At 73.9% G+C, this 20,876-nt stretch carries 10 protein-coding genes; 9 read left to right on the top strand and 1 reads right to left on the bottom strand.

What is annotated here, in order from left to right; all coding sequences use genetic code 11:
• Window positions 1-91 precede the first annotated feature (91 nt).
• On the bottom strand, window positions 92-1,789 hold the full coding sequence (locus ABZ192_RS26375) for a serine/threonine-protein kinase (protein ID WP_356926939.1): 1,698 nt from the start codon (window positions 1,787-1,789) through the stop codon (window positions 92-94).
• Between the two features lie 380 nt (window positions 1,790-2,169).
• On the opposite strand from ABZ192_RS26375, the gene ABZ192_RS26370 reads away from it, so the two are divergent.
• From ABZ192_RS26370 to ABZ192_RS26330, 9 genes are all read left to right on the top strand, one after another.
• Complete coding sequence (locus ABZ192_RS26370) at window positions 2,170-6,534, top strand: FHA domain-containing protein (RefSeq protein ID WP_356926938.1); 4,365 nt, start codon at window positions 2,170-2,172, stop codon at window positions 6,532-6,534.
• Between the two features lie 214 nt (window positions 6,535-6,748).
• Window positions 6,749-8,155, top strand: coding sequence for an ABC transporter substrate-binding protein (locus tag ABZ192_RS26365; protein WP_356926937.1), 1,407 nt, complete (start codon window positions 6,749-6,751; stop codon window positions 8,153-8,155).
• Window positions 8,156-8,159: 4 nt separating this feature from the next.
• Entirely contained in the window at window positions 8,160-9,506 is a 1,347-nt protein-coding gene (locus ABZ192_RS26360) for a sugar ABC transporter permease (RefSeq protein WP_356926936.1), read from the top strand.
• Window positions 9,503-10,363 carry a carbohydrate ABC transporter permease gene (locus ABZ192_RS26355; RefSeq protein ID WP_354736551.1) on the top strand — a complete coding sequence of 287 codons (861 nt, stop codon included), beginning with the start codon at window positions 9,503-9,505 and terminating at the stop codon, window positions 10,361-10,363. Before ABZ192_RS26360 ends, ABZ192_RS26355 begins: the two co-directional genes overlap by 4 nt.
• A gap of 142 nt (window positions 10,364-10,505) precedes the next feature.
• Entirely contained in the window at window positions 10,506-12,767 is a 2,262-nt protein-coding gene (locus ABZ192_RS26350) for a bifunctional glycosyltransferase family 2 protein/CDP-glycerol:glycerophosphate glycerophosphotransferase (protein WP_356926935.1), read from the top strand.
• Window positions 12,768-12,928: 161 nt separating this feature from the next.
• Window positions 12,929-15,127 (top strand): CDP-glycerol glycerophosphotransferase family protein, encoded by a 2,199-nt coding sequence (locus tag ABZ192_RS26345; protein ID WP_356926934.1) that lies wholly within the window; start codon window positions 12,929-12,931, stop codon window positions 15,125-15,127.
• A gap of 8 nt (window positions 15,128-15,135) precedes the next feature.
• Window positions 15,136-17,376, top strand: coding sequence for a bifunctional glycosyltransferase family 2 protein/CDP-glycerol:glycerophosphate glycerophosphotransferase (locus ABZ192_RS26340; protein ID WP_356926933.1), 2,241 nt, complete (start codon window positions 15,136-15,138; stop codon window positions 17,374-17,376).
• On the top strand, window positions 17,373-19,178 hold the full coding sequence (locus ABZ192_RS26335) for a hypothetical protein (RefSeq protein ID WP_356926932.1): 1,806 nt from the start codon (window positions 17,373-17,375) through the stop codon (window positions 19,176-19,178). The genes ABZ192_RS26340 and ABZ192_RS26335 overlap by 4 nt, the downstream gene beginning before the upstream one ends.
• Before the next feature lie 129 nt (window positions 19,179-19,307).
• A complete protein-coding gene (locus ABZ192_RS26330; RefSeq protein WP_356926931.1) occupies window positions 19,308-20,867 on the top strand; it encodes a hypothetical protein in 1,560 nt (519 codons plus the stop codon).
• Window positions 20,868-20,876 lie beyond the last annotated feature (9 nt).

Raw genomic sequence — 20,876 nt, 5'->3', positions numbered from 1 at the left:
AACTACGCGCACGGAGAGCCAACCTTCACCGAGGAGGCAGAAATCACCCGCCAGGTGTCGACAAATCACCAACCCCGCAGGGAGGTTCCGGTCAGTTCGTGCCCGAACCGCTCCCGCCGACCTTCTCGATCCAGCCGGTCACCGTGCTGAACCAGTCGGTGAGCTGGTCCCAGTAGCCCTTGCCGGTGCCGATCCAGTCCTGGAGCGGGCTCAGCTCCCAGATCAGCCAGCCGGCGACGAACAGGATGACGATCGTGAAGAGACAGCCCTTCAGGCAGCCGAGCCCGGGGATCCGCATCCGGTTCGCGCTGCGCTGCCGGGGCTGGCGGGGCTCGCGCTGGGGCCGCTGCGGCTGCTGGGGCTGGGGCGGCGGCGCGGGCGGGGCGTAGCGCTGCGGCGGCTGGGGCCGCTGGGGCTGTGGGGCGTACTGCTGGGGCTGCTGCTGCGGATGGCCGTAGCCGGGCCCGGGCGGGGGTGCCTGGCGGCGCGGGGGCTGCTGGGGCCGGGCGACCTGCCGCTGGGGGCGGCGGCGCAGCGGGTCCTCGTTCGGGTCGAGGTACTGGACCTGCGTCTGTTCGTTGCGGTCGCGGGCCGCCCGCAGCTGGTTCTGCCACGGGTGCGGGTCCTCGGGCCCGCCCTGCTGGCCCTGCTGGCCGGGGTGTCCGGGCGAGCCCGCCGGGACCGGCGGCATGACGGCGGTCGGGTCGGCCGCACCCCGGTTCGGGAGTACGGCGGTGGGGTCGGCAGCGCCGGCCGGGCCGCCGGTGTGCGGCATGACGCTGGTCGCGGCGTTCGGGTCGTACGAGCCGGCGCCCTGCGGGAGGACCTGCGTGGGGTCGGCGTCGCCCGCGCCGGGCGTGTCCGGCACGGGCGCGGGCGCCGGGTCGGGTACCAGGAGCGCGCCGACGCCCTCGGCGGCGGCGATCTGCGCGGAGTTCGCGTGCACCCCGATGCCCTCGGCGACGACACGCAGGCCACGAGCGAGGTTCACGGCACTGGGCCGCTCGTCCGGGTTCTTGCGCAGACAGCGCTCGATGATCGTCCACAGCGGGTCGGGGACCGTGGAGGGGCGGCGCGGCTCGGCGCTCAGGTGCTGGTGCAGCACCTCCAGGGCGGAGCCGCCGGAGAACGGCGGGCGGCCGGTGACCAGCTCGTACAGCAGGATGCCGGCGCCGTAGATGTCGACGGCGGAGGTCTGCGGGCGGCCCTCGGCGGACTCGGGCGCGACGTACGCGGGCGTGCCGACGAACTCCTGGGTGCGGGTCAGGCCCGGGGAGTCGGCCAGGCGGGCGATGCCGAAGTCGGTCAGCAGCGGGTGCATCTGCCCGTCGTACTGCTGGAGCAGCACGTTCGCCGGCTTGAGATCGCGGTGGACGACGCCGTCGGCGTGGCTGGCGGCGAGCGCGTCGGCGATCTGGGCGGTGAGCAGGGCCGCGGCGACGGGGCTGAAGGGCCCGTTCTCCCGCAGGTAGCGGTGCAGGTCGGGGCCCTCTACGAGGTCCATGACCAGCGCCAGCAGCTCGCCCTCGACGACCAGGTCGCGGACCCGGACGATGTTCGGGTGGGTCAGCCGGAGCAGGACGGAGCGCTCCCGGAGGAACCGCATGACGATGTCCGGGTCGCCGGCCAGCTCCTCCTTGAGGACCTTGATCGCGACGGTCTCGCCGGGCTGTCCCGGCACGGCCGCCTCGGCGCCCGCGGTCTCGCGCTGGCGGGCTCGCCAGACGGTGCCCGTGGCGCCGCGCCCGAGCGGCTCCTCGAGCAGGTACTTGCTGCCTACCGGCCGCACGTCATGCGCTCCCTGGTGCTTGCCTTGCCTGCTGGCCTGTCCGACCCACTGTAGTGCCGTGCCGCCGGGGACCGGGGTGTCGTCATTCTGTGGGTCTTACGTATGCGTTCTCGCACGCGTTCGAATTTCGCACGCGTTCGAAGGAAAGACGCTCACCTCGGTCTGGTGGTTGCCGAGAGTGAGCGTGACCGATCTCAAGTGATCGCCAGTGGGTCATCTCTCAGGCACTTTTGCGGGCAGAGCCGACCAATCAAGATCACTTGTTCCGGAGCGAGGGGCGCGGTGTCAGTGGCAGGTGCGAGGATGCGTGCAGTATTGGCCGACGTGCTGGGGCGGGGTGGGGGGACTCCGCGCCCGGGCAGAAGGGACCGCTGACGGCGATGCAGATCCGGCTGACCGTCGTAGACCCGCTGGGCCTGGCGGCTCCGGCCCGGGACCGCGCCGCGCGCTGCGACGTACTGGTCACTGCGCCCGCCGGGACGGCGCTCGCGGCGGTGGCCTCCGGGCTCGCCCAGGCGGTCCTCGGCGGTGACGGCTCGGGCACCCCGGTGCTGTACGCCGGGGAGCAGCGGCTCGACGCCCAGCGCTGCACGCTGGGCGAGCCCCCGCTGACCGACGGTGCCGTGCTGTCCGTGGGCGCGCCGGGCGAGCCGGAGCCCCATCCCGAGCTGGACGACGCCCCGGCCCAGCTCCAGGTGGTCGCCGGGCCCGACGCCGGCGGCGTCCACCTCCTGCACGGCGGCGAGATCCGCATCGGCCGCTCCGCCGACGCCGACGTACCGCTCGACGACCCGGACGTCTCCCGGCTGCACTGCGCGGTGACGGTGAGCGCGGACGGCCGCGTCTCGGTCGCCGACCTCGACTCCACGAACGGCACGACGCTGGACGGCACGCGGGTGAGCGGCCGGGCGGTCCGTTTCGCGCCGGGGGCGCTGTTGCGGATCGGCGAATCGGCCCTGCGGCTGGCTCCCGCCGGGGGGCCGGGGGGCCGGGTGGACACGACGCCGGACGGGGAGGGCCACGTGCGCGTGCCGGGGCCCTCCGGGGGTTTCGGGGGGTCCAGGTCTGGCGGGGGTTCCGGGGCTGGCGGGGCAGCCGGTTCCACCGGCGCGTTCGGGCCTGCCGGGGCCGGGGGATCCGGGCCTGCCGGGGCCGGGGGATCCGGGCCTGGCGGGACTGGCAGGGCATCCGGTTCAACCGGCGCCTTCGGGCCTGCCGGGGCGATCGGATCCGACGGGGGCTCCGGTCCTTCAGGGGCTATCGGTTCTACAGGGGCAGCAGAGGCTTCCGGGGCTACCGGGTCTGGCTCTGTGGGGTCTTCTGGGGCTTCTGGCCTTGGCAGGCCTTCCGGGGCTTACGGGAGCGCCGGGACTGCAGGAGGTTCCGGTTCTGCTGCCTCCGGTGCATCACGGAGTGTCGGGGCCTCCGGTCCCTCCGACGGTCTTCCCGGGGCTTCCGGGGCTGCCAGGTCTGCCAGGGCATCTGGGGCCTCCGGTCCTGCCGGGTCCACCCATCACGCTTACGGCTCGGCGGCCTGGGGCATGCCGGGCACTGCCGGTCACGGCTCCGCAGACTCGGCGGTGGTGCCGGGGCAGGGTGTGGCGCCTCGGGTCGAGAGCAGGGGTGCGGGAGCGGCCGCGGAGGCTTCGCGGCCGACTGCCGAGGGTGGGAGGGCGGCCCCGCAGGGCGAGTTCCGCTCTGCTGCCGGTGAGTACGGGCAGGGCATCACCCCGGGCCAAGGAGACTCGGCGCCCCCGGCATCGCGGGAAGAGAGGCGTACGGCGTCGTCGCAGGGCGTGGTCCGGGCCCCCCGGCAGCGTGGCAGCGCCGAGGGCAGGTCGGCGGTGGGGTCCCCCGACGGCGTCACCAGCACACCCCGGCAGCACGGCGCGGCGCAGCACGGGCTCGGTGCCGGGGACACACACGCGGGCCGCTCCGGGGCCGGGGCGCTGGGCGGGGCGTTCGATGACGGGCGTGCGGGCGGTTCCGGCCAGGGCGCCGGAACGGCGGACGGTGCGGGCTCTCATGCCCGGCCAGGGGCCCAGCCGGCCCCGGGTCCCACGACCGCCGGTCCGGCCAGGGGCGGCCGCCCCGGCGGCGACGCGAGCGGCATAGGCCCCAGCCCTCACGCCCCGGCCGGAGGCCAAGACGGACACCCCGGCGACACCAGCGGCACAGGCGTAACTCCACACGCCCCGGCCGAAGGCCAAGCAGCTCCCCGTCCGACGCCCCACACCACTGCCGGCCCGGCCGGACGCGGGCGCCCCGGCGATGACAGTGGCCCGGGCGCCTCGGACGAGCGGTCCGGGCGTGGGCGTAAGGGCACTCCTCTGCGGGGGACCGATGTCCCGCCGGGGACGCGCAAGCGGGGCGGGCTCGGGGCGTGGGCGCGGCGGCTGGCCGGAGGGCGTGGTGAGCAGGGAGCTCCCGCGCGCGAGACGTACGAGGACGAGCCGGTCGAGGTGGCGGCGGAGCGCTCCGCGGTCGTCGGGCCGGCCGTGCCGGAGACCTGGCCGGATCCGGCCACGCTGCTGCTGACGGCGCTGGGGCCGGGCCCGCGGCTGTGGGAGCGCGGGCCGGGCCACCCGGAGGCGCTCGCGGTGCGTCTCGGCACCGCCGACCGGGCCGCGCCGGACGGCTCCGGCCTGCTGCCCGCGGTGCCGGTGACCGCCGGGTTGCGCGAGGTGGGCGCACTGGGAATGGCCGGGCCGAGGGCGCGGCTCGCCGGGCTGGCCCGGGCCGTGCTGGCGCAGCTCACCGCGCTGCACTCCCCCGACATACTGGAGATCGTCCTGATCGCCGCGGACCGCTCCCGCCCCTTGGCGGAGCGCACCGCCGAGTGGTCCTGGCTGGGCTGGCTGCCGCATGTCCGTCCCGGGCACGGGCAGGACTGCCGCCTGCTGCTCGCCTACGACCGGGAGCAGGCCGCCGCCCGCACGGACGAGCTCATCCGCCGTCTGGAGGACCAGGTGGCGGACGCGGAAGGCAGCGCCGCAGGGGTCGGCGGGCTGCTGGGCAACGTGCGGTTCTCCAGAGCCCAGGGGACCGACGGCCAGGGCGGTGACCTCCAGGGGACCAGCACCGCCGGTCCCCTGGGTCGCCGCCCCTCCTGGGCCAGGGACGACACGCCCTCTCCCGCCCCCGACCAGGCGACCGGCTTCCCCGGCCCGTACACCGTCCTCGTCGTGGACGGCGACCCCGGCGGCGCCGACCTGCGTGCGGCCGTGGCGCGGCTGGCGTCGGAAGGCCCCCGGGCCGGGATCCATGTCGTCTGCCTGGCCGAGACGGCCGCCGCCTCGCCCGCCTCACCGGTGACGGAGACGTACGAGGCGGCCTGCTCGGTGGCGCCGACGTTCCGGCAGTGCGGTGCCGTCGCGCTGCTCAGCGGGGACGTGGCGACGGCCCTGCGGCTGATGCGCGTGGCCCGGGTCGGGGGCGAGGACTCCCCGGCCGGACCCGTCGGACACGGCACCATCGCCACGGTCGACGCCGTCTCCCCCGCGTGGGCCGAGCGGTTCGCGCGGGCGCTGGCGCCGCTGCGTACGGACGGCTCGGCGAGCGACGGGCAGCCGCGGGTCTCCGCGCCGCTGCCCCAGGCGGCACGGCTGCTGGACGAGCTGGGCCTGGCCCGGGCCACCCCGGCGTCGCTGATGGCGCGCTGGGCGGACGCGGCCGACGACACCGAGGCGCTGGGCGGGCGGGTGCGCGCGGTGCTGGGCGCCGGGCCGCGCGGCCCGGTCTGCGCGGACCTCGCGGCCCAGGGACCGCATCTGTTGGTCGAGGGCCCGCCGGGCAGCGGCCGTACGGAGCTGCTGCGGGCCGTCGTCGCGTCCCTGGCCGCCGCCGAGCGCCCGGACCGACTGGGCATCGTGCTGGTCGACGGCCGGGGCGGCCCCGGCGCGGGCGGCGGGGCCGGTGAGGGACTGCGCGTGTGTACGGACGTCCCGCATGTCACCACGTACCTCACGGCCCACGATCCGGTCCTGATGCGCGAGTTCGCGCAGTCCCTGAGCGCCGAGCTGAAGCGGCGCGCCGAGCTGCTGGGCCGGTCCGACTTCGCCGAGTGGCACACCGGGCGCGAGCTGTCGGGCCGTATGGTCGCCCAGCGCACGGCGACGGCCCGGGGGGGCGCACAGACCGAGGCGGGTGCCGCGGATCTCGACTCCCCGCCCAGTTCGACGATGCGGCTGCGGCCCGGAGCGGCCCGGCGGCAGACGCAGGCGGCGCCGCCGCCGCTGCCCCGCCTCGTCGTGGTCGTGGACGACCTGGACGCGCTGGTCTCCCCGGCCCTCGGCTCGACCGGACGGCCCGCGGCCGGGTCGGTGATGCGCGCGCTGGAGGCCGTGGCCCGGGAGGGCGAGCGGCTGGGCGTCCACCTGGTGGCGGCGACCGGCCCCTGCCCCCGTACGGCGGAGACGGAACCGGCGCGCCGGGCCACCCTCCGCGTCACGCTCGACGCTCCTGCGCCGGGGCCGGACGAGCCCGCTCCGGGCCGTGGCCGTCTCGCCTGCGAGGACGGGCGGGTCACGCCGTTCCAGGGCGGGCGGGTCACCGGCCGCATCCCCCGGACGGCGACGCTGCGACCCACGGTCGTACCCCTGGAATGGCACCGCATGGGTGACCCTCCGGCCCGGCGTCCGGTGCGGGAGCTCGGAAACGGCCCCACCGACCTGGCACTGTTGGCCAGCGCGCTGGAAAGGGCGGCGCGGGAGGTCGCGGCGGCCCAGGTGCCGTCACTTCTGTAAGGCCCTGTCTGACGACAGGACCTGGCACTCGTCCATGGCACTGGCTGGATGCCGACCCCCTCCGTTGATCAGGGACGAGTCCCTGGTCACGAGGGGGTCACGATCCCCCGCTTGACAGCCGACGCCATCTTGCCGCCCCCGCACACCCGGGCGTAGACCAGATCGCACGGGAGCGCGCTCAACGTTCGACGAGGGAACGAAGAACGGGGCAGTCATGCGCATGACGAGCAGCACCATCCTGAAACGCCGGTCGCCGGAACGGGACAAGGCGACCCCCCAGCACCGCGGAGCCGCCAAGGCCGCGGCGGCCGTCGCCGCGGGAGCGCTCGCGCTCTCGCTCACCGCCTGCGGAGGCGACGACAAGGACAGCAGTGGAAGCCCGGGCAACACCGAGGAGGCCGCCGCCAGCAACGTCACTCTTCCGAAGCTGGACGGGACGAGCCTGGAGATCGCCGCCGTGTGGACCGGCGCGGAACAGGCCAACTTCAAGAAGGTCCTGGCGGAGTTCGAGAAGCGCACGGGCGCCAAGGTCACGTTCGTGCCCGCCCAGGACCCGATCATCAACTTCATCGGCTCGAAGGTGGCCGGCGGGCAGCCGCCGGACGTCGTGATGCTGCCGCAGCCGGGCGCCATCAAACAGGCCGTCGACCGGGGCTGGGCCAAGCCCATCGGCGCGGAGGCGCAGAAGGAGCTCGGCGAGAACTACTCGCAGGGCTGGCAGGACATCGGCAAGGTGGGCGGCAAGCAGTACGGCGTCTACTACAAGGCCGCCAACAAGTCCCTGATCTGGTACAACAACCAGGTCTTCGAGAACGCCGGGGCGAGTGAGCCCGAGACCTGGCCCGATCTGCTGAAGACCGCGCAGACGGTCTACGACTCCGGCGTCACCCCGTTCTCCGTCGGCGGCGCCGAGGGCTGGACGCTGACCGACTGGTTCGAGAACGTCTACCTCTCCCAGGCCGGCCCGGAGAAGTACGACCAGCTGGCCAAGCACGAGATCAAGTGGACGGACCCGTCCGTGAAGGACGCGCTGACCACGCTCGCGCAGGTCTGGGGCAAGTCCGACTACATCGCGAAGGGGGCGTTGCAGACCGACTTCCCGGCCTCCGTCACGCAGGTCTTCACCGGCGGGGACCAGCCCAAGGCCGCCATGGTCGCCGCGGGCGACTTCGCGCAGGTCAACATCCCTACGACCATGAAGATCGGTACGGACGCGAAGGTGTTCCCGTTCCCGGCGGTCGGTGACAACGGGCCGGTGGTCTCGGGCGGCGACGCGGCCGTGATCCTTGAGGACTCCAAGGGGTCGCAGGCCCTGGCCACCTGGCTCGCCTCGCCGGACGCGGCTCAGATTCAGGCCAAGCTGGGCGGCTACCTCTCGCCGAACAAGAACGTGCCGAACTCCGCGTACCCGAACGCGGTGCAGCAGAGGATCGCCAAGGCGCTCATCGACGCCGGTGACGACTTCCGCTTCGACATGTCCGACCAGGCCCCGCAGGCCTTCGGCGGGACGCCCGGCAAGGGCGAGTGGAAGATCCTCCAGGACTTCCTGAAGAACCCGAAGGACGTCGCGGGGGCACAGCAGAAGCTGGAGGCCGAAGCGGCCGCGGCCTACGGAGGCTGACGGCATGACGTCGGCCACGGCGGCAGGGGGCGTCAAGCCCCCTGCCGTGGGCAAGTCGCGCAAGAGTGTGACCGGCACCCGCAGGATGGTCGCGGCGCTGTTCCTGTTGCCCGCGCTCGTCCTGCTCGGCGCGCTCGTGGTGTACCCGATCGGGTACTCGGTGGTCCGCAGCTTCTACGACCAGTCCGGCGACGGCTTCGCCGGGATCGACAACTACGAGGCCCTCTTCACCGACGAGGGCATCCGCACCGCGCTGAAGAACAACGTCATCTGGGTGGTGTTCGCGCCGACGGTCGCGACGGCGCTCGGCCTGATCTTCGCGGTGCTGACCGAACGGGTGCGCTGGGGCACGGCCTTCAAGCTGGTCGTCTTCATGCCGATGGCGATCTCCATGCTGGCGGCGGGCATCATCTTCCGCCTGGTGTACGACCAGGACCCGGACAAGGGCGTGGCGAACGCGGTGTGGGTGGGCGTGCACGACACGTTCACGCAGGCGTCGGCGTTCCCGAAGGCCCACCCGGGCCGTCAGTCGCCGCTGGAACCGGCGGGCGGCGGTGCGTTCATCACCAAGTCACCCGTCCGCGCGGGCGAGACCGTCTCGCTGCCCCTGGTGGGTGTCGCGCCCGACCTGATGCCGGACGGCGCGAAGCCGGCGGTGGCGCCGAAGCCCGAGCCGGACAAGGTCACCGGCACGACCTGGCAGGACTTCACGCGGGGCAAGGGCGTCGGCAAGCTGAACACCGTCGATCCGTCCGAACTGGGCTATGCCGGCATGAGGATCGAAGCCGTCAAGGACGGCAAGGTCGTGGCCTCCACCACGGCCGGCGACGACGGCACCTTCACCCTGCCGGCCGCGGCCGACGGGGCACAACTCCGGCTCCCGGACAGCAACTTCAAGGAGCCGTACAACGGCCTGGACTGGCTCGGCCCGTCCCTGGTCACCCCGTCCATCATCGGCGCGTACATCTGGATGTGGGCGGGCTTCGCGATGGTGCTGATCGCGGCCGGGCTCGCGGGCGTGCCGCGTGAACTGCTGGAGGCCGCCCGGGTCGACGGCGCGAGTGAGTGGCAGGTGTTCAGACGGGTCACGGTGCCGCTGCTGGCGCCGGTCCTCGCGGTCGTCACCGTCACCCTGATGATCAACGTGCTGAAGATCTTCGACCTGGTCTTCATCATCGCCCCCGGCTCCGCCCAGGACGACGCCAACGTCCTCGCCCTGGAGCTGTACCGCAAGGGCTTCTCCGAGGACCAGCCGGGCATCGCCAGCGCCATCTCGGTGTTCCTGCTCCTGCTGGTGATCCCGGTGATGTGGTTCAACGTGAGGCGGCTGAGGCGGGAGGTGCGGCGATGAAGGCGAAGCAGTCGCTGGGGTCCCGGCTGGCCGAGGGGGTCAGCGGCGGACTGGTGCGGGTGTTCCTCATCGTCGTGGGCCTGTTCTGGCTGGTGCCGACGATCGGTCTGCTGCTGGCGAGTCTGCGTTCGCCGGAGGACATCGCGGCGAGCGGCTGGTGGAAGGTGTTCACCGAGCCGTCCCAGATGACCTTCGACAGCTACTCGAAGCTGCTGGAGAACGAGGACATCACCAGCAGCCTGGTCAACACGGTGTGGATCACCGTCCCGGCGACGCTGCTGGTCGTGATCATCGGCTCGCTGGCGGGCTACGCCTTCGCCTGGATGGAGTTCCCGGGCCGGGACTGGTGGTTCCTGGGCGTGGTCGGCCTGTTGGTCGTGCCCGTGCAGGTCGCGCTGATCCCGATCGCCGAACTCTTCGGCAACATCGGCATCTTCGGCTCGGTGATCGGCGTGGTGCTCTTCCACGTCGGCTTCGGTCTGCCGTTCGCGGTGTTCCTGCTGCGGAACTTCTTCGCGGAGATCCCGAGGGAGCTGCTGGAGGCGGCGCGCCTGGACGGGGCGGGCGAACTGCGCCTGTTCTTCCGTGTCGTGATGCCGCTCGGCGCCCCGGCGATCGCCTCGCTGGGCATCTTCCAGTTCCTGTGGGTGTGGAACGACATGCTGGTCGCGCTGATCTTCTCGGACTCCGGGAGCCAGCCGATCACGGTCGCACTCCAGACGCAGGTACGGCAGTTCGGCAACAACATCGACGTGCTGGCACCCGGCGCGTTCATCTCGATGGTGGTCCCGCTGGCCGTCTTCTTCGCGTTCCAGCGGCAGTTCGTGTCCGGCGTGATGGCAGGAGCCGTCAAGTAGCGTTCAGCGCAAGGCAGTTGGAGGGGCGGACCGGGCGCGGCCCGCCCCTTGTGCGTTCCCCCGGATGCCGTAGCCGCCGTAACCAACTCACCCCACCGGCCGTTCCCGGGCCGAACGCCCGCGCCGACCGATGGATGGCCTCTTGCCCAGGTTCAGTGTCATTGTCCCCGCGTACCAGGTTCAGGCGTACCTGCACGAGTGCCTCGAATCGGTGCTCTCCCAGTCCTGTCCCGATCTCGAACTGATCGTCGTCGACGACTGCTCGCCGGACGCGTGCGGCGCGATCATCGACGAGTTCGCCGCCCGCGACGCGCGCGTCCACCCCGTCCACCTGTCTCAGAACGTCGGCCTGGGGCGCGCGAGAAACGCCGGCGTGTCCCACGCGAGCGGCGACTACCTGCTGTTCCTCGACAGCGACGACACCCTCACGCCCGACGCGCTGCGGTCGATCGCGGACCGGCTGAAGGAGACGGGCGATCCGGACGTCCTGGTCTTCGACTACGCGCGCACCTACTGGACGGGCGAGGCGGTCCGCAACCAGGCGGCCCTCCAGCTCACCGAGCGGGGCCCGGCCCCGTTCCGCCTGGAGGACCGGCCGGGCCTGCTGCGGCTGCTGATGGTCGCCTGGAACAAGGCCTACCGGCGGGAGTTCGTCGAGGAGCAGGGGTTCGCCTTCCCGCCCGGGTACTACGAGGACACGCCGTGGACGTACCCGGTGCTGATGACCGCGGAGTCGATCGCGACCCTCGACCGCGTCTGCGTGCACTACCGGCAGCGGCGGCAGGGCAGCATCCTGCGCACCACCAGCGAGCGGCACTTCGACGTCTTCGAGCAGTACGACCGGGTGTTCGCGTATCTGGAGGAGCGGCCCGAACTGGCCCGGTGGCGGCCGGTGTTGTTCCGCCGCATGGTCCACCACCTGGCGATCGTGTACTCGCGTCGGGACCGGCTGCCCCCCGGCACGCACGCGGACTTCATGCGCCGGGCCCGCGCCCACTACCGCCGCTACCGCACCCCCGGCGTCGCCGTCCCCCTGCGCTGCCGGATCCACCACATCCTGATCCGCTTCGGCCTGCACCGCACCTACCGCACGCTCCAGCTGGCGTCGGCCCTGCACCGCCGCGTCGCGCGGACCACTGGGAAACTGCTGCGCGGAGCGCGGTCCGCGGCGCTCGGGCTCCACTACCGCGTCCAGCGCTGTCTCCCGCTGCGCGCCGACCGGGCCGTCTTCACCGCCTACGACGGCCGCGGCCACAGCTGCAACCCGGGCGCGCTGGAGTCCGCGTTCCGCGATCTCGCGCCGCACATCCGCACGACGTGGATCGCCCGCCCCGAGCACCACCACACCATCCCGCCCGGCCCGCGCCGCGTCGTCCCCGGCACGGCCGCCTACTGGACGGCACTGGCCCGCTCGGCCTACCTCGTCAGCAACACCGACTTCGACCACCGCCTGGTCAAGCGCCGGGGCCAGACCCTCATCCAGACCGGGCAGGGCACCCCGCTGGGGCACATCGGCCTCGACCTGCAGGAGCACCCGGCGGCGGCCCGGGGCAGGGACTTCGCCCGGCTGCTCAAGAGTGTCGACCAGTGGGACTACCTGCTGTCCGCCAACCGCCACACCACCCTCACCCACGAGCGCGTCCACCCCGGCCGCTACACCACGCTGGAGTACGGCTGTCCCCGCAACGACGTGTTCCGCACGGCGACCGAAGCGGACGTGGCCCGGCTGCGCGCCTCCCTCGGCGTCCCGGAGGGCACGGTGGCGATCCTCTACGCCCCGACCCGCCGCGACTACCGCCGCTCCCAGCGCCAGACCCTCGACCTCCAGCGGATCGTGCGCCGCCTGGGCCCGCGCTTCATGGTGCTGGCCCGCGCCCACCACGCCTACGACGCCCCGCTGGCCGACACCTGCGGCCGGGTCGTCGACGTCAGCGACCACCCGAGCGTGGAGTCCCTGTGCCTGGCCTCGGACGCCCTGGTCACGGACTACTCGTCGCTGATGTTCGACTACGCCAACCTGGACCGGCCGATCGTGATCCACGCCGACGACTGGGAGGCGTACGACGCGGCCCGCGGCACCTACTTCGACCTGCGCGCCTTCCCGCCGGGCGCGGTCGCGCGCGGCGAGGACGAGCTGATCGACATCTTCGCCACCGGCCACTGGCGCGGCTCCCGGTCGGCCCAGCTGCGCTCGGCGTTCCGGGAGCGGTTCTGCACGTACGACGACGGCCGGGCCGCCGAGCGGGTCGTGCGCCGGGTCGTCCTCGGGGAGTCGGAGCTGCCGCCGGTCGTGCCGCTCGACGAGCGCCGGCCCGTGCCGTCGGCGGCGGCCTCGCTGGTGCGCGAGCCGCTCGCCACGGTGCCGCAGCCGGCCGGTCCGCCCGTCGTCACCGACCTCCTCTGAGCCCGGTTCTCACGCGTGGGAGTCCACATGCCCTCCAGTCCGTCACGGCCGACGCCGAGCCGACCGCCGACCTGGCGCCCGTCCGGCCGGCCTCGACGCCCTCGCGTCACCTGACGCGGTCCCCGCTTCCGAAGACCCTCGGCCCCGACAGAAAGAGCAGAATGCCCCGCTTCAGCATCGTCGTCCCGTCCCATGGGGTCGCGGGCCGGCTGTCCCAGGCGCTGGACTCGGTCCTCGCCCAGTCGTTCGGCGACTTCGAGCTGATCCCGGTGTGCGACGCGCCCGACTCACCCGCGGCGGACGTCGTCGCCGGGTACGCCGAGCGGGACTCCCGGGTGACGCCGGTGCACTCGCCGCCGTCGGCCGGTCTGGCCGGGGCGCGCAACACCGGGCTGCGGTCGGCCGTCGGCGGCCATGTGCTGTTCCTCGACGGCGACGACGCCCTGGTCCCGGGGGCGCTGGCGGCGCTGGACGCCCGGCTGAGCGCCGTCGGTGACGTCGACGTCCTGTACTTCGAGCACGAGCGCACCCCCTGGTGGGAGGGCGAGCCGGCCAACCCGGCCGCGCCCCTGCTGGCCGGGACACCGGACGGGGCCTTCTCCCCCGGCCGGGCCCCGCGGCTGACGGGCGTGACGCTGCCGGCGTGGAGCGCGGCCTACCGCCGGGCCTTCCTCACCGAGCAGAACCTCACCTTCCCCGGGGACCACTTCACCGACACCGGGTTCGGCGGTCTGGTCGCCCTGCGGGCGGAGCGGATGGCGGCCCTGCGCACGGTCGTCGTCCGGCATCTGCTGCGCCGGCAGGGCAACCGCCTCAACCTGCCCGGGCAGCACCACGCCGAGCTGCTCGACCAGACCGAACTGGTGCTCACGCGGGCCGCGGAGCAAGGGCTGCCCGCGGACCGGCTGGGGCCGCTGTTCGAGCAGCTCTTCGCCGCCGTGCTGAAGACGGCCGCCCATCCCCGGCGGCTGCCGGCCGGGCGGCGCGCCTTCTTCCGCCGGGCGAGCGCCCTCTACCGGCAGCACCGCCCCGCGGGCTACCGGCCGCCCGGCGGCAGCCTCGGCGTCCAGCACCGGCTGCTGGCGGCCGGATCGTACGCCACGTTCCGCGCCCTGCGCGCCGCCAACCGGAGGGTCGCGGGAGCCGCCGCGCTGCTCCCGCGCCCGAGGGGGCTGCGCACCCGCCTGCGGTACGCGGCGGCCCTGCGGCTGCCCCTCGACGAGAACCTCGTCGTGTACTGCGCGTACTGGGGCCGCGGCTACGCCTGCAACCCGGCCGCGATCCACGCCAAGGCCCGCGAACTCGCCCCGCACCTGCGTGCGGTGTTCCTGGTGGAGCCGGACGCGGTGGGCGCCGTGCCGCCGGACGTGGAGTACGCGGTGATCGGCAGCCGGAAGTACTGGCAGGTGCTGGCCCGCGCCAAGTACCTCGTCAACAACGCCAACTTCGCGGACGCCGTCGTCAAACGCCCCGGCAGCGTGCACCTGCAGACCCAGCACGGCACACCGCTGAAGAAGATGGGCGCCGACCAGGCGACGTACCCCGTGGTGGCCGCGGCGACCGGCAGCTTCACCAAGCTGCTGGCCCGGGTCGACCGCTGGGACTACAACCTCACCTCCAACCGGCACTCCACCGAGATGTGGGAGAAGGCGTTCCCGGGCGCGCACGAGACCCTCGAGTACGGCTATCCGCGCAACGACGTCTACTGCACGGCGTCCGCCGAGGACGTCGCCCGCGTCCGCAAGGAGCTGGGCGTCCCGGACGGCAAGAAGGCCCTGCTCTACGCGCCCACGCACCGCGACTACGCCACCGGCTTCGCGTCGGGCCTGGACCTGGCGGAGTTCTGCGAGGCGATCGGCGACGACTACGTGGTGCTGCTGCGCGCCCACTACTTCTACGACCAGGGGGCGAGCCGGGGCGGCGGCCGGATCATCGACGTCACCGGGCACCGCTCCTCGGAGGACGTGTGCCTGGCCGCCGACGCGCTGATCACCGACTACTCGTCGATCATGTTCGACTACGCCAACCTGGACCGGCCGATCGTCGTGTACGCCGACGACTGGGAGGTCTACCGGGAGCTGCGGGGCGTCTACTTCGACCTGATGCAGGTCCCGCCCGGCCGGGTCGCCCGGACGCCCGAGGAACTGGCGGCCCTCTTCCGCGACGGCGGCTGGGCGGACGAGTCCGCCACGGCCCTGCGCGCCGCGTTCCGTGAGCGCTTCTGCCAGTTCGACGACGGGCGGGCCGCCGAGCGCGTCGTACGCCGGGTGCTGCTGGGGGAGCCACCCGAGTCGATCCCGCCCGTGATCCCGCTCGCGGAGCGCGTCCCGGCCCCCGCCGCCACCCTCGTAAGGAGCTGACCGAAGAAGTGCCCCGCTTCAGCATCATCGTCCCCGTCTACAAGGTGCAGGGCTTCCTGCGCGAGTGTCTCGACTCGGTGCTCGGCCAGTCGTACGGCGATTTCGAGGTGATCGCCGTGGACGACCGCTCGCCGGACGGCAGCGGTGCGATCCTCGACGAGTACGCGGCCCGCGACGCCCGGGTGCGGGTGCTGCACCTGCCCGAGAACGTCGGCCTGGGCGGAGCCCGCAACGCCGGCCTGGAGGAGGCGGCCGGCGACTACGTCCTGTTCCTCGACAGCGACGACCACTACACGCCGGGCCTGCTGGCGGCCGTCGCCGCGCGGCTGGAGCTGACGAGCGACCCGGACATCCTGGTCTTCGACCACGTGCGCATCTACTGGTGGGGCCGGGGCGGGCGCAGCGAGGCGGCGGACCTGCTGGCCGCGGCGGGCACGGACACCTTCGGCATCCGGGAGAGCCCGCAGTACCTGAACCTCTTCCTGGTCGCCTGGAACAAGGCGTACCGCCGGTCCTTCTTCCAGGAGCACGGCCTGCGGTACGCGCCGGGGCTGTACGAGGACGCGCCGGTCAGCTACCGGTCGATGGTGCTGGCGGAGCGGATCGCCTGTCTGGACCGGATCGGGGTGGAGTACCGGCAGCGCCGGCAGGGCGCGATCACCAAGACGCCGGGGCGCCGGCACTTCGACATCTTCCCGCAGTACGAGGGCCTGTTCGCGTTCCTGGAGCAGCGCCCCGACCTGGACTGGGCGCGGCCGCTGCTGCTGGAGCGGGCCCTGGACCACATGCTGTTCGTACTGGCCCGGGAGGACCGGGTGCGGCCCGCCGACCGGGGCGACTTCTACCGCGAGATCCGCTCCTTCCACCGCCGTCACCTCCCCGAGGGCGGGTTCCCGGAGCCGGAGGGCTGGCGCGGGGTCGAGATGCGGCTGCTGGCGTCGGCGCCCTACGCCTCGTACGCGGCGGTGCGGGGACTGCGGGACGTGCGCGCCACCGTCCTGGGCGGGCAGCGCCGGGTGGTGCGGAAGGCGTCGGAGACCGCCGTGCGCACCTGGTACCGGGCCCAGTCGAAGCGGCCTCTCGATCCGCATCTCGCCGTCTACTCGGCGACCCACCACCGGGGCGTGTCCGGTGACCCGGCCGCGATTCACGCCAAGGCCCGCGAACTCGCCCCGCACATCCGGGGCGTGTGGGTGGTCCGGGAGGACGCGGTGGACGCGCTGCCGCCCGGCATCGACCACGTCACGCCGGGCTCGCGGCGCTACCACGAGGTCATGGCGCGGGCCACGTACTGGGTGAACAACGTCAACTGGCCCGGCACCCTGGCCAAGCGGCCCGGCAGCGTCCACATCCAGACCCACCAGGGCACCCCGCTCAAGTACATGGGCGCCGACCTGCTGACCAAACCGGGCGCCCGGCACGGCTTCGACGTGCCGCAGATGCTGCGCCGCGCCGACCGCTGGGACTACAGCCTGGTCGCCGGGCGGCACGCGGAGCGGGCCTGGGAGCGGGCGTACCCGTGCCACTTCACCTCGCTGCGGACCGGCAGCCCGCGCAACGACGTGCTGGTCGGCGCCGGCCCGGAGCGGGGCCGGGCCGTCCGGGAGCGGCTCGGCATCCCCTCCGACCACACGGTCGTGCTGTACGCGCCGACCCGCCGCGACTACCGGCGGGGCGGTCACGTCGACCGGTTCGACCTGGCCCGGTTCGCCGCGGACCTCGGCCCCGGCCACACGCTCGTCGTCCGCCTGCACCCCTCGCTGGCCGGGGGCGTGGCGCGCGGCCTGGGCCTCGCCGACCTGCACCGGCGGGGCGTGGTGGTGGACGCGACCGACGAGCCGCACGTCGAGGACGTGCTGCTCGCCGCCGACGCGCTGGTCACCGACTACTCCGCCCTGATGTTCGACTACGTCCTCCTCGACCGGCCGGTCGTGGTGCACGCCGACGACTGGGGCGCTTTCACGGCGAGCCGGGGCGCCTACTTCGACATCACGGCGGACGCACCGGGGCACGTGTCGCGCTCGTACCGGGAACTGGCCTGGCTGTTCGCGTCCGGCACCTGGCAGGACGCGGAGTCGGCTCGGCTGCGGGCGGGCTTCCGGGACCGGTACTGCGAGTTCGAGGACGGGCAGGCCGCCGAGCGGGTCGTACGCCTGCTGATGCTGGGCGAACGGGGCGGTGCGCTGCTGCCCGCGGCCCGCCGCACCCCGGGGCTGCCCGCCCGGTCAGGGGCGCTGATCGAGCGATGAGAACCCCCGCCGGCCCCGAGGCCGTTCCCTCCCTGCCCGGCCAGCGGGCCTCCTCGGCACGGCCCCCGGCCGTCGTCGAGCGGCTGCGGCCGGTGCACTGGTGGCACGCGGCCCTGGTCGCCGTCCCGGCCGCGGCCCTGTTCGTGCTGGGCTACCGGCGACGCTGGATCTGCGACGACGGGCTGATCTACCTGCGTCCGGTCCGGCAGATCCTGGCGGGCAACGGGCCCGTGTTCAACGTCGGGGAACGGGCGGAGAGCTCGACCGGCACCCTGTGGCAGTGGCTGCTCGCGCTCGGCACCTGGGTCACCGGCGAGGACCCGGCGTTCCTCGCGGTCGGGCTCGGGCTGCTGCTGAGCACGGCCGGGTTCGCGCTCGCCCTGGTCGCCACGTGCCGGCTGCACCGGGGCGCGGGGCTGCTGCTCCCGGCCGGTGTGTTCGTGCTGCTGGCCGTGCCCCCGTTCTGGTCGTACATGACCTCGGGCCTGGAGAGCGGCCTCGGCGCCTGCTGGACCGGCCTGTCGTGGTGGCTGCTGACGGGCACCCGGCGCGGTCAGGAAGCCCGGGTGACCTGCGCCACCGCCTTCGTGTTCGGGCTGGGGCCGCTGGTCCGGCCCGATCTCGCGGTGGTCACGGCGTGCTTCCTGGCGGCGCAGTGGTGGGTGCTGCGCCCGTCCCGGCGGGGCACCGCGGCGATGGCGGCCTCGGCGGTGGCGCTGCCGCTGGCCTATGAGGTGTTCCGGGCCGGGTACTACGGGATCCTCGTGCCGCTGCCCGCCATCGCCAAGGAGGCGAGCGCCAGCGACTGGGGCCGGGGCGCCGGCTATGTGCAGGAGACGCTCGGACCCTACTGGCTGTGGCCCGTCGTGCCCGTGCTCGCCGCGCTGGCCGTCCTGCTCGTGCGGCGCACCCGGCTGGAACGGCGGGACCGCGCCCCGGGGCGGGCCTCGCTCGCGGTGCTGCTGGCGCCGCTCGCGGCGGGCGCGCTGCTCGCCGGGTACGTCGTCCGCGTCGGCGGCGACTACATGCACGCCCGCATGATCCTGCCCGCCCTCCTGCTGCTGCTCCTGCCGGTCCTGGTCGTGCCCGCGACCCGGTTCACGGGGGTCGCGAGCGCGCTGCTGCTGGTGTGGCTGTGCGCGGCGGTCAGCCCGCTGCGGACGCCGTTCGACGTGCGCAGCACGCCCGGCTCCTTCAACGTGCGCAGCTCCGACGTGGAGGGCCTCGGCGACCACAACCCGGTGCGCACCGCCACCTGGGTCGACAACTGGCCGGCCCTGCCGGAGGGGCGCGACATGCTGGCCCGGGCCGCGCGGGCGCCCCGGCCGACCCTGCTGTACTTCGACGCCGCGCGCCGGCTGCACGCCACGCCGATGCGCGAGGACTCCCCGTACCAGGTGGTGATCGTGGGACGTCACCTCGGTGTCACGGGAGCCGCGGCGCCGCTCGACGCCTATGTCAACGACGCCTGGGGGCTGGCCAGTCCCGTGGGCGCGCATCTCGCGCTGGAACGGTGGAGCTGGCCCGGGCACGAGAAGTTCCTGCGCAACCACTGGGTCTTCGCGGAGTGGGCGGTGCGGCACCCGCCGCAGCGGGACCTGCTGCGGGCCGGGGCCTCGCGGGAGGCGGTCGAGGCGGCCCGGGCCGCACTGGGCTGCGGCGAGCTGGCCGAGCTGAAGGAGTCCGTGCGCGCGCCGCTGACCGCCGAGCGGTTCCTGCGGAACCTCACGGGGGCCTTCGAGCGGACGCAGTTCCGGTTCGCGCGCTGGCCGGTCGCGGCGGAGCGGGCGCTGTGCGACTGACGACGGCAGGCGGGTGTGTGGGCAGGTGGGCGTAGCCGCCTCACTCGATGAAGTGACCCGGGGTCAGGGTGTGCGTGCGGGCGGGAACATTCGGCGCATGCCCCAGACCCTTGCCCTTCCGACAGTCCCGTGAGCGCCTCGGTCCTCGTCCGGCGGACCGTGCGCGGCGCGACGGCGCTGCGCGGCGGCCGTGTGGGGCGGCTGACGCCGTACCAGTTCTACGGCGCCCTGTTCTGGCTGGTGATGACGCTGGCGTTCTGGCGGGTCCCGCTGTGCTGCGACGCCGGACAGCACGCGGCGGTCGTCGAACGTCTCAAGGCCGATCTGCTGCATCCGGCCCACACCATGGCCGATCTGCCGGGCGAGGGCAGTCCCTACTACGGGCCGTACGCCGTCGCCCAGGGCGTCCTGGCGCGGCTGACCGGCCTGTCCGGCTGGGCGGTGGTGAAGCTCGCCGGTCCGGTGCACCTGCTGGTGCTGCTGACAGGGATCGGCCGTTTCGTCCGGGCCCTCACCCCGCGCCCGTGGGCGCCGGTCCTGGCCCTGCTGTTCATGACGCTGCTGTGGGGCACCGCGCGGATCCTGTGGAGCGGCTACCTCGGGCTGATGTCGATGACGACGAACCTGGGCTATCCGTCCGCCGTCGCGATCGGGCTGACGTTCTGGGCGTGGGCCTGGACCTGCGGGCGCGCGCGAGAGGACGCCCCGTCCGTGCGGTTCGTCGGCCCGAGCGGGCTCGGCGGCTGGTGGGGGTACGCCGGGATCGGCGCCCTGTACGGGCTGATCCTGCTCACCCATCCCGTCACGGCGGCCTCGGCGCTCGTCGGGGCGGTGGCGATCGTGGCGTCGCGGCAGCGGGGGTGGCGCCGGCCGGTCGTGGCGCGCTGGGCGCTCGCCGGCGGGGCCTGCGCGGCGCTCGCCGTGTCGTGGCCGTACTACGACGTCCTGTCGCTGGTGGGCGACACCGGCATGGACGCGATGCACCGACGGCTGTACGACGGGATGCTCGCCAACTCCTGGCTGGCGCTGCTCGGCCTGCCCGCACTGTGGGTGCGGGCCCGCGGCTCGGTGCGAGACCCGCTGGTGCTGATGTTCCTGCTGGAGTGCCTGCTGGTGGGGTACGGCTGGGTGAGCGGGCACTACACCTACGCCCGGGCCCTGTGGGCCGTCCTGCTGCCGCTGCAGTTCGCGCTGGCGGTGGAGCTGGCGGCGCCCCGGCCGTGGCGGCGGGCCAGGCGGGTGCTGGGCGGGGCGGTGGCGGCCGGGGTGTGCGTCGGGTTCGTCACCGTGCACGCCGGGGCGGTCGTGCCGCGCTCGGTCGACCCGGTGGGGTTCACGCAGCCGACGCGCTGGCCGTCGTACGACTGGGCGGCGCGGCACATCGGGCCGGGCGAGGTGGTGATCACCGACGGGTATCTGGCCAGCCACTCCATCGCTGGGTACGGGCCGAACCTCGCCGCGCCCATCTGGCCCGACCCCGCCCTCGACGAACGGGAGCGGGAGCGCCGGGCGGCCGACGTCCGCGCCTATCTGGCCCCCGACTCGACCCGCGCCGAGCGGGCCGCCGTCGTCCGCCGCTATCACGTGCGCTGGCTGCTGCTGACGCGCTGGCACCCGGTGCCCGAGGAGGCCGTGGTGGTGGCGTGGAGCAGACGGACGGGGGAGGTGCTGGCGCGGGTCGGGGGGTGACGTGCCGGT

Origin of the sequence: Streptomyces sp. NPDC006235 (genome assembly GCF_040613735.1) — a bacterium.
Lineage (GTDB): Bacteria > Actinomycetota > Actinomycetes > Streptomycetales > Streptomycetaceae > Streptomyces.
The sequence above is the reverse complement of the archived record's forward strand: the minus strand, read 5'-3'. Positions and strand labels throughout refer to the sequence as shown.

Bases quoted from the DNA above. Each gene is read 5' to 3' on its own strand.
- ABZ192_RS26370 (WP_356926938.1), top strand. From the start codon at position 2,170: ATGCAGATCCGGCTGACCGTCGTAGACCCGCTGGGCCTGGCGGCTCCG.
- ABZ192_RS26365 (WP_356926937.1), top strand. From the start codon at position 6,749: ATGCGCATGACGAGCAGCACCATCCTGAAACGCCGGTCGCCGGAACGG.
- ABZ192_RS26360 (WP_356926936.1), top strand. From the start codon at position 8,160: ATGACGTCGGCCACGGCGGCAGGGGGCGTCAAGCCCCCTGCCGTGGGC.
- ABZ192_RS26355 (WP_354736551.1), top strand. From the start codon at position 9,503: ATGAAGGCGAAGCAGTCGCTGGGGTCCCGGCTGGCCGAGGGGGTCAGC.
- ABZ192_RS26345 (WP_356926934.1), top strand. From the start codon at position 12,929: ATGCCCCGCTTCAGCATCGTCGTCCCGTCCCATGGGGTCGCGGGCCGG.
- ABZ192_RS26335 (WP_356926932.1), top strand. From the start codon at position 17,373: ATGAGAACCCCCGCCGGCCCCGAGGCCGTTCCCTCCCTGCCCGGCCAG.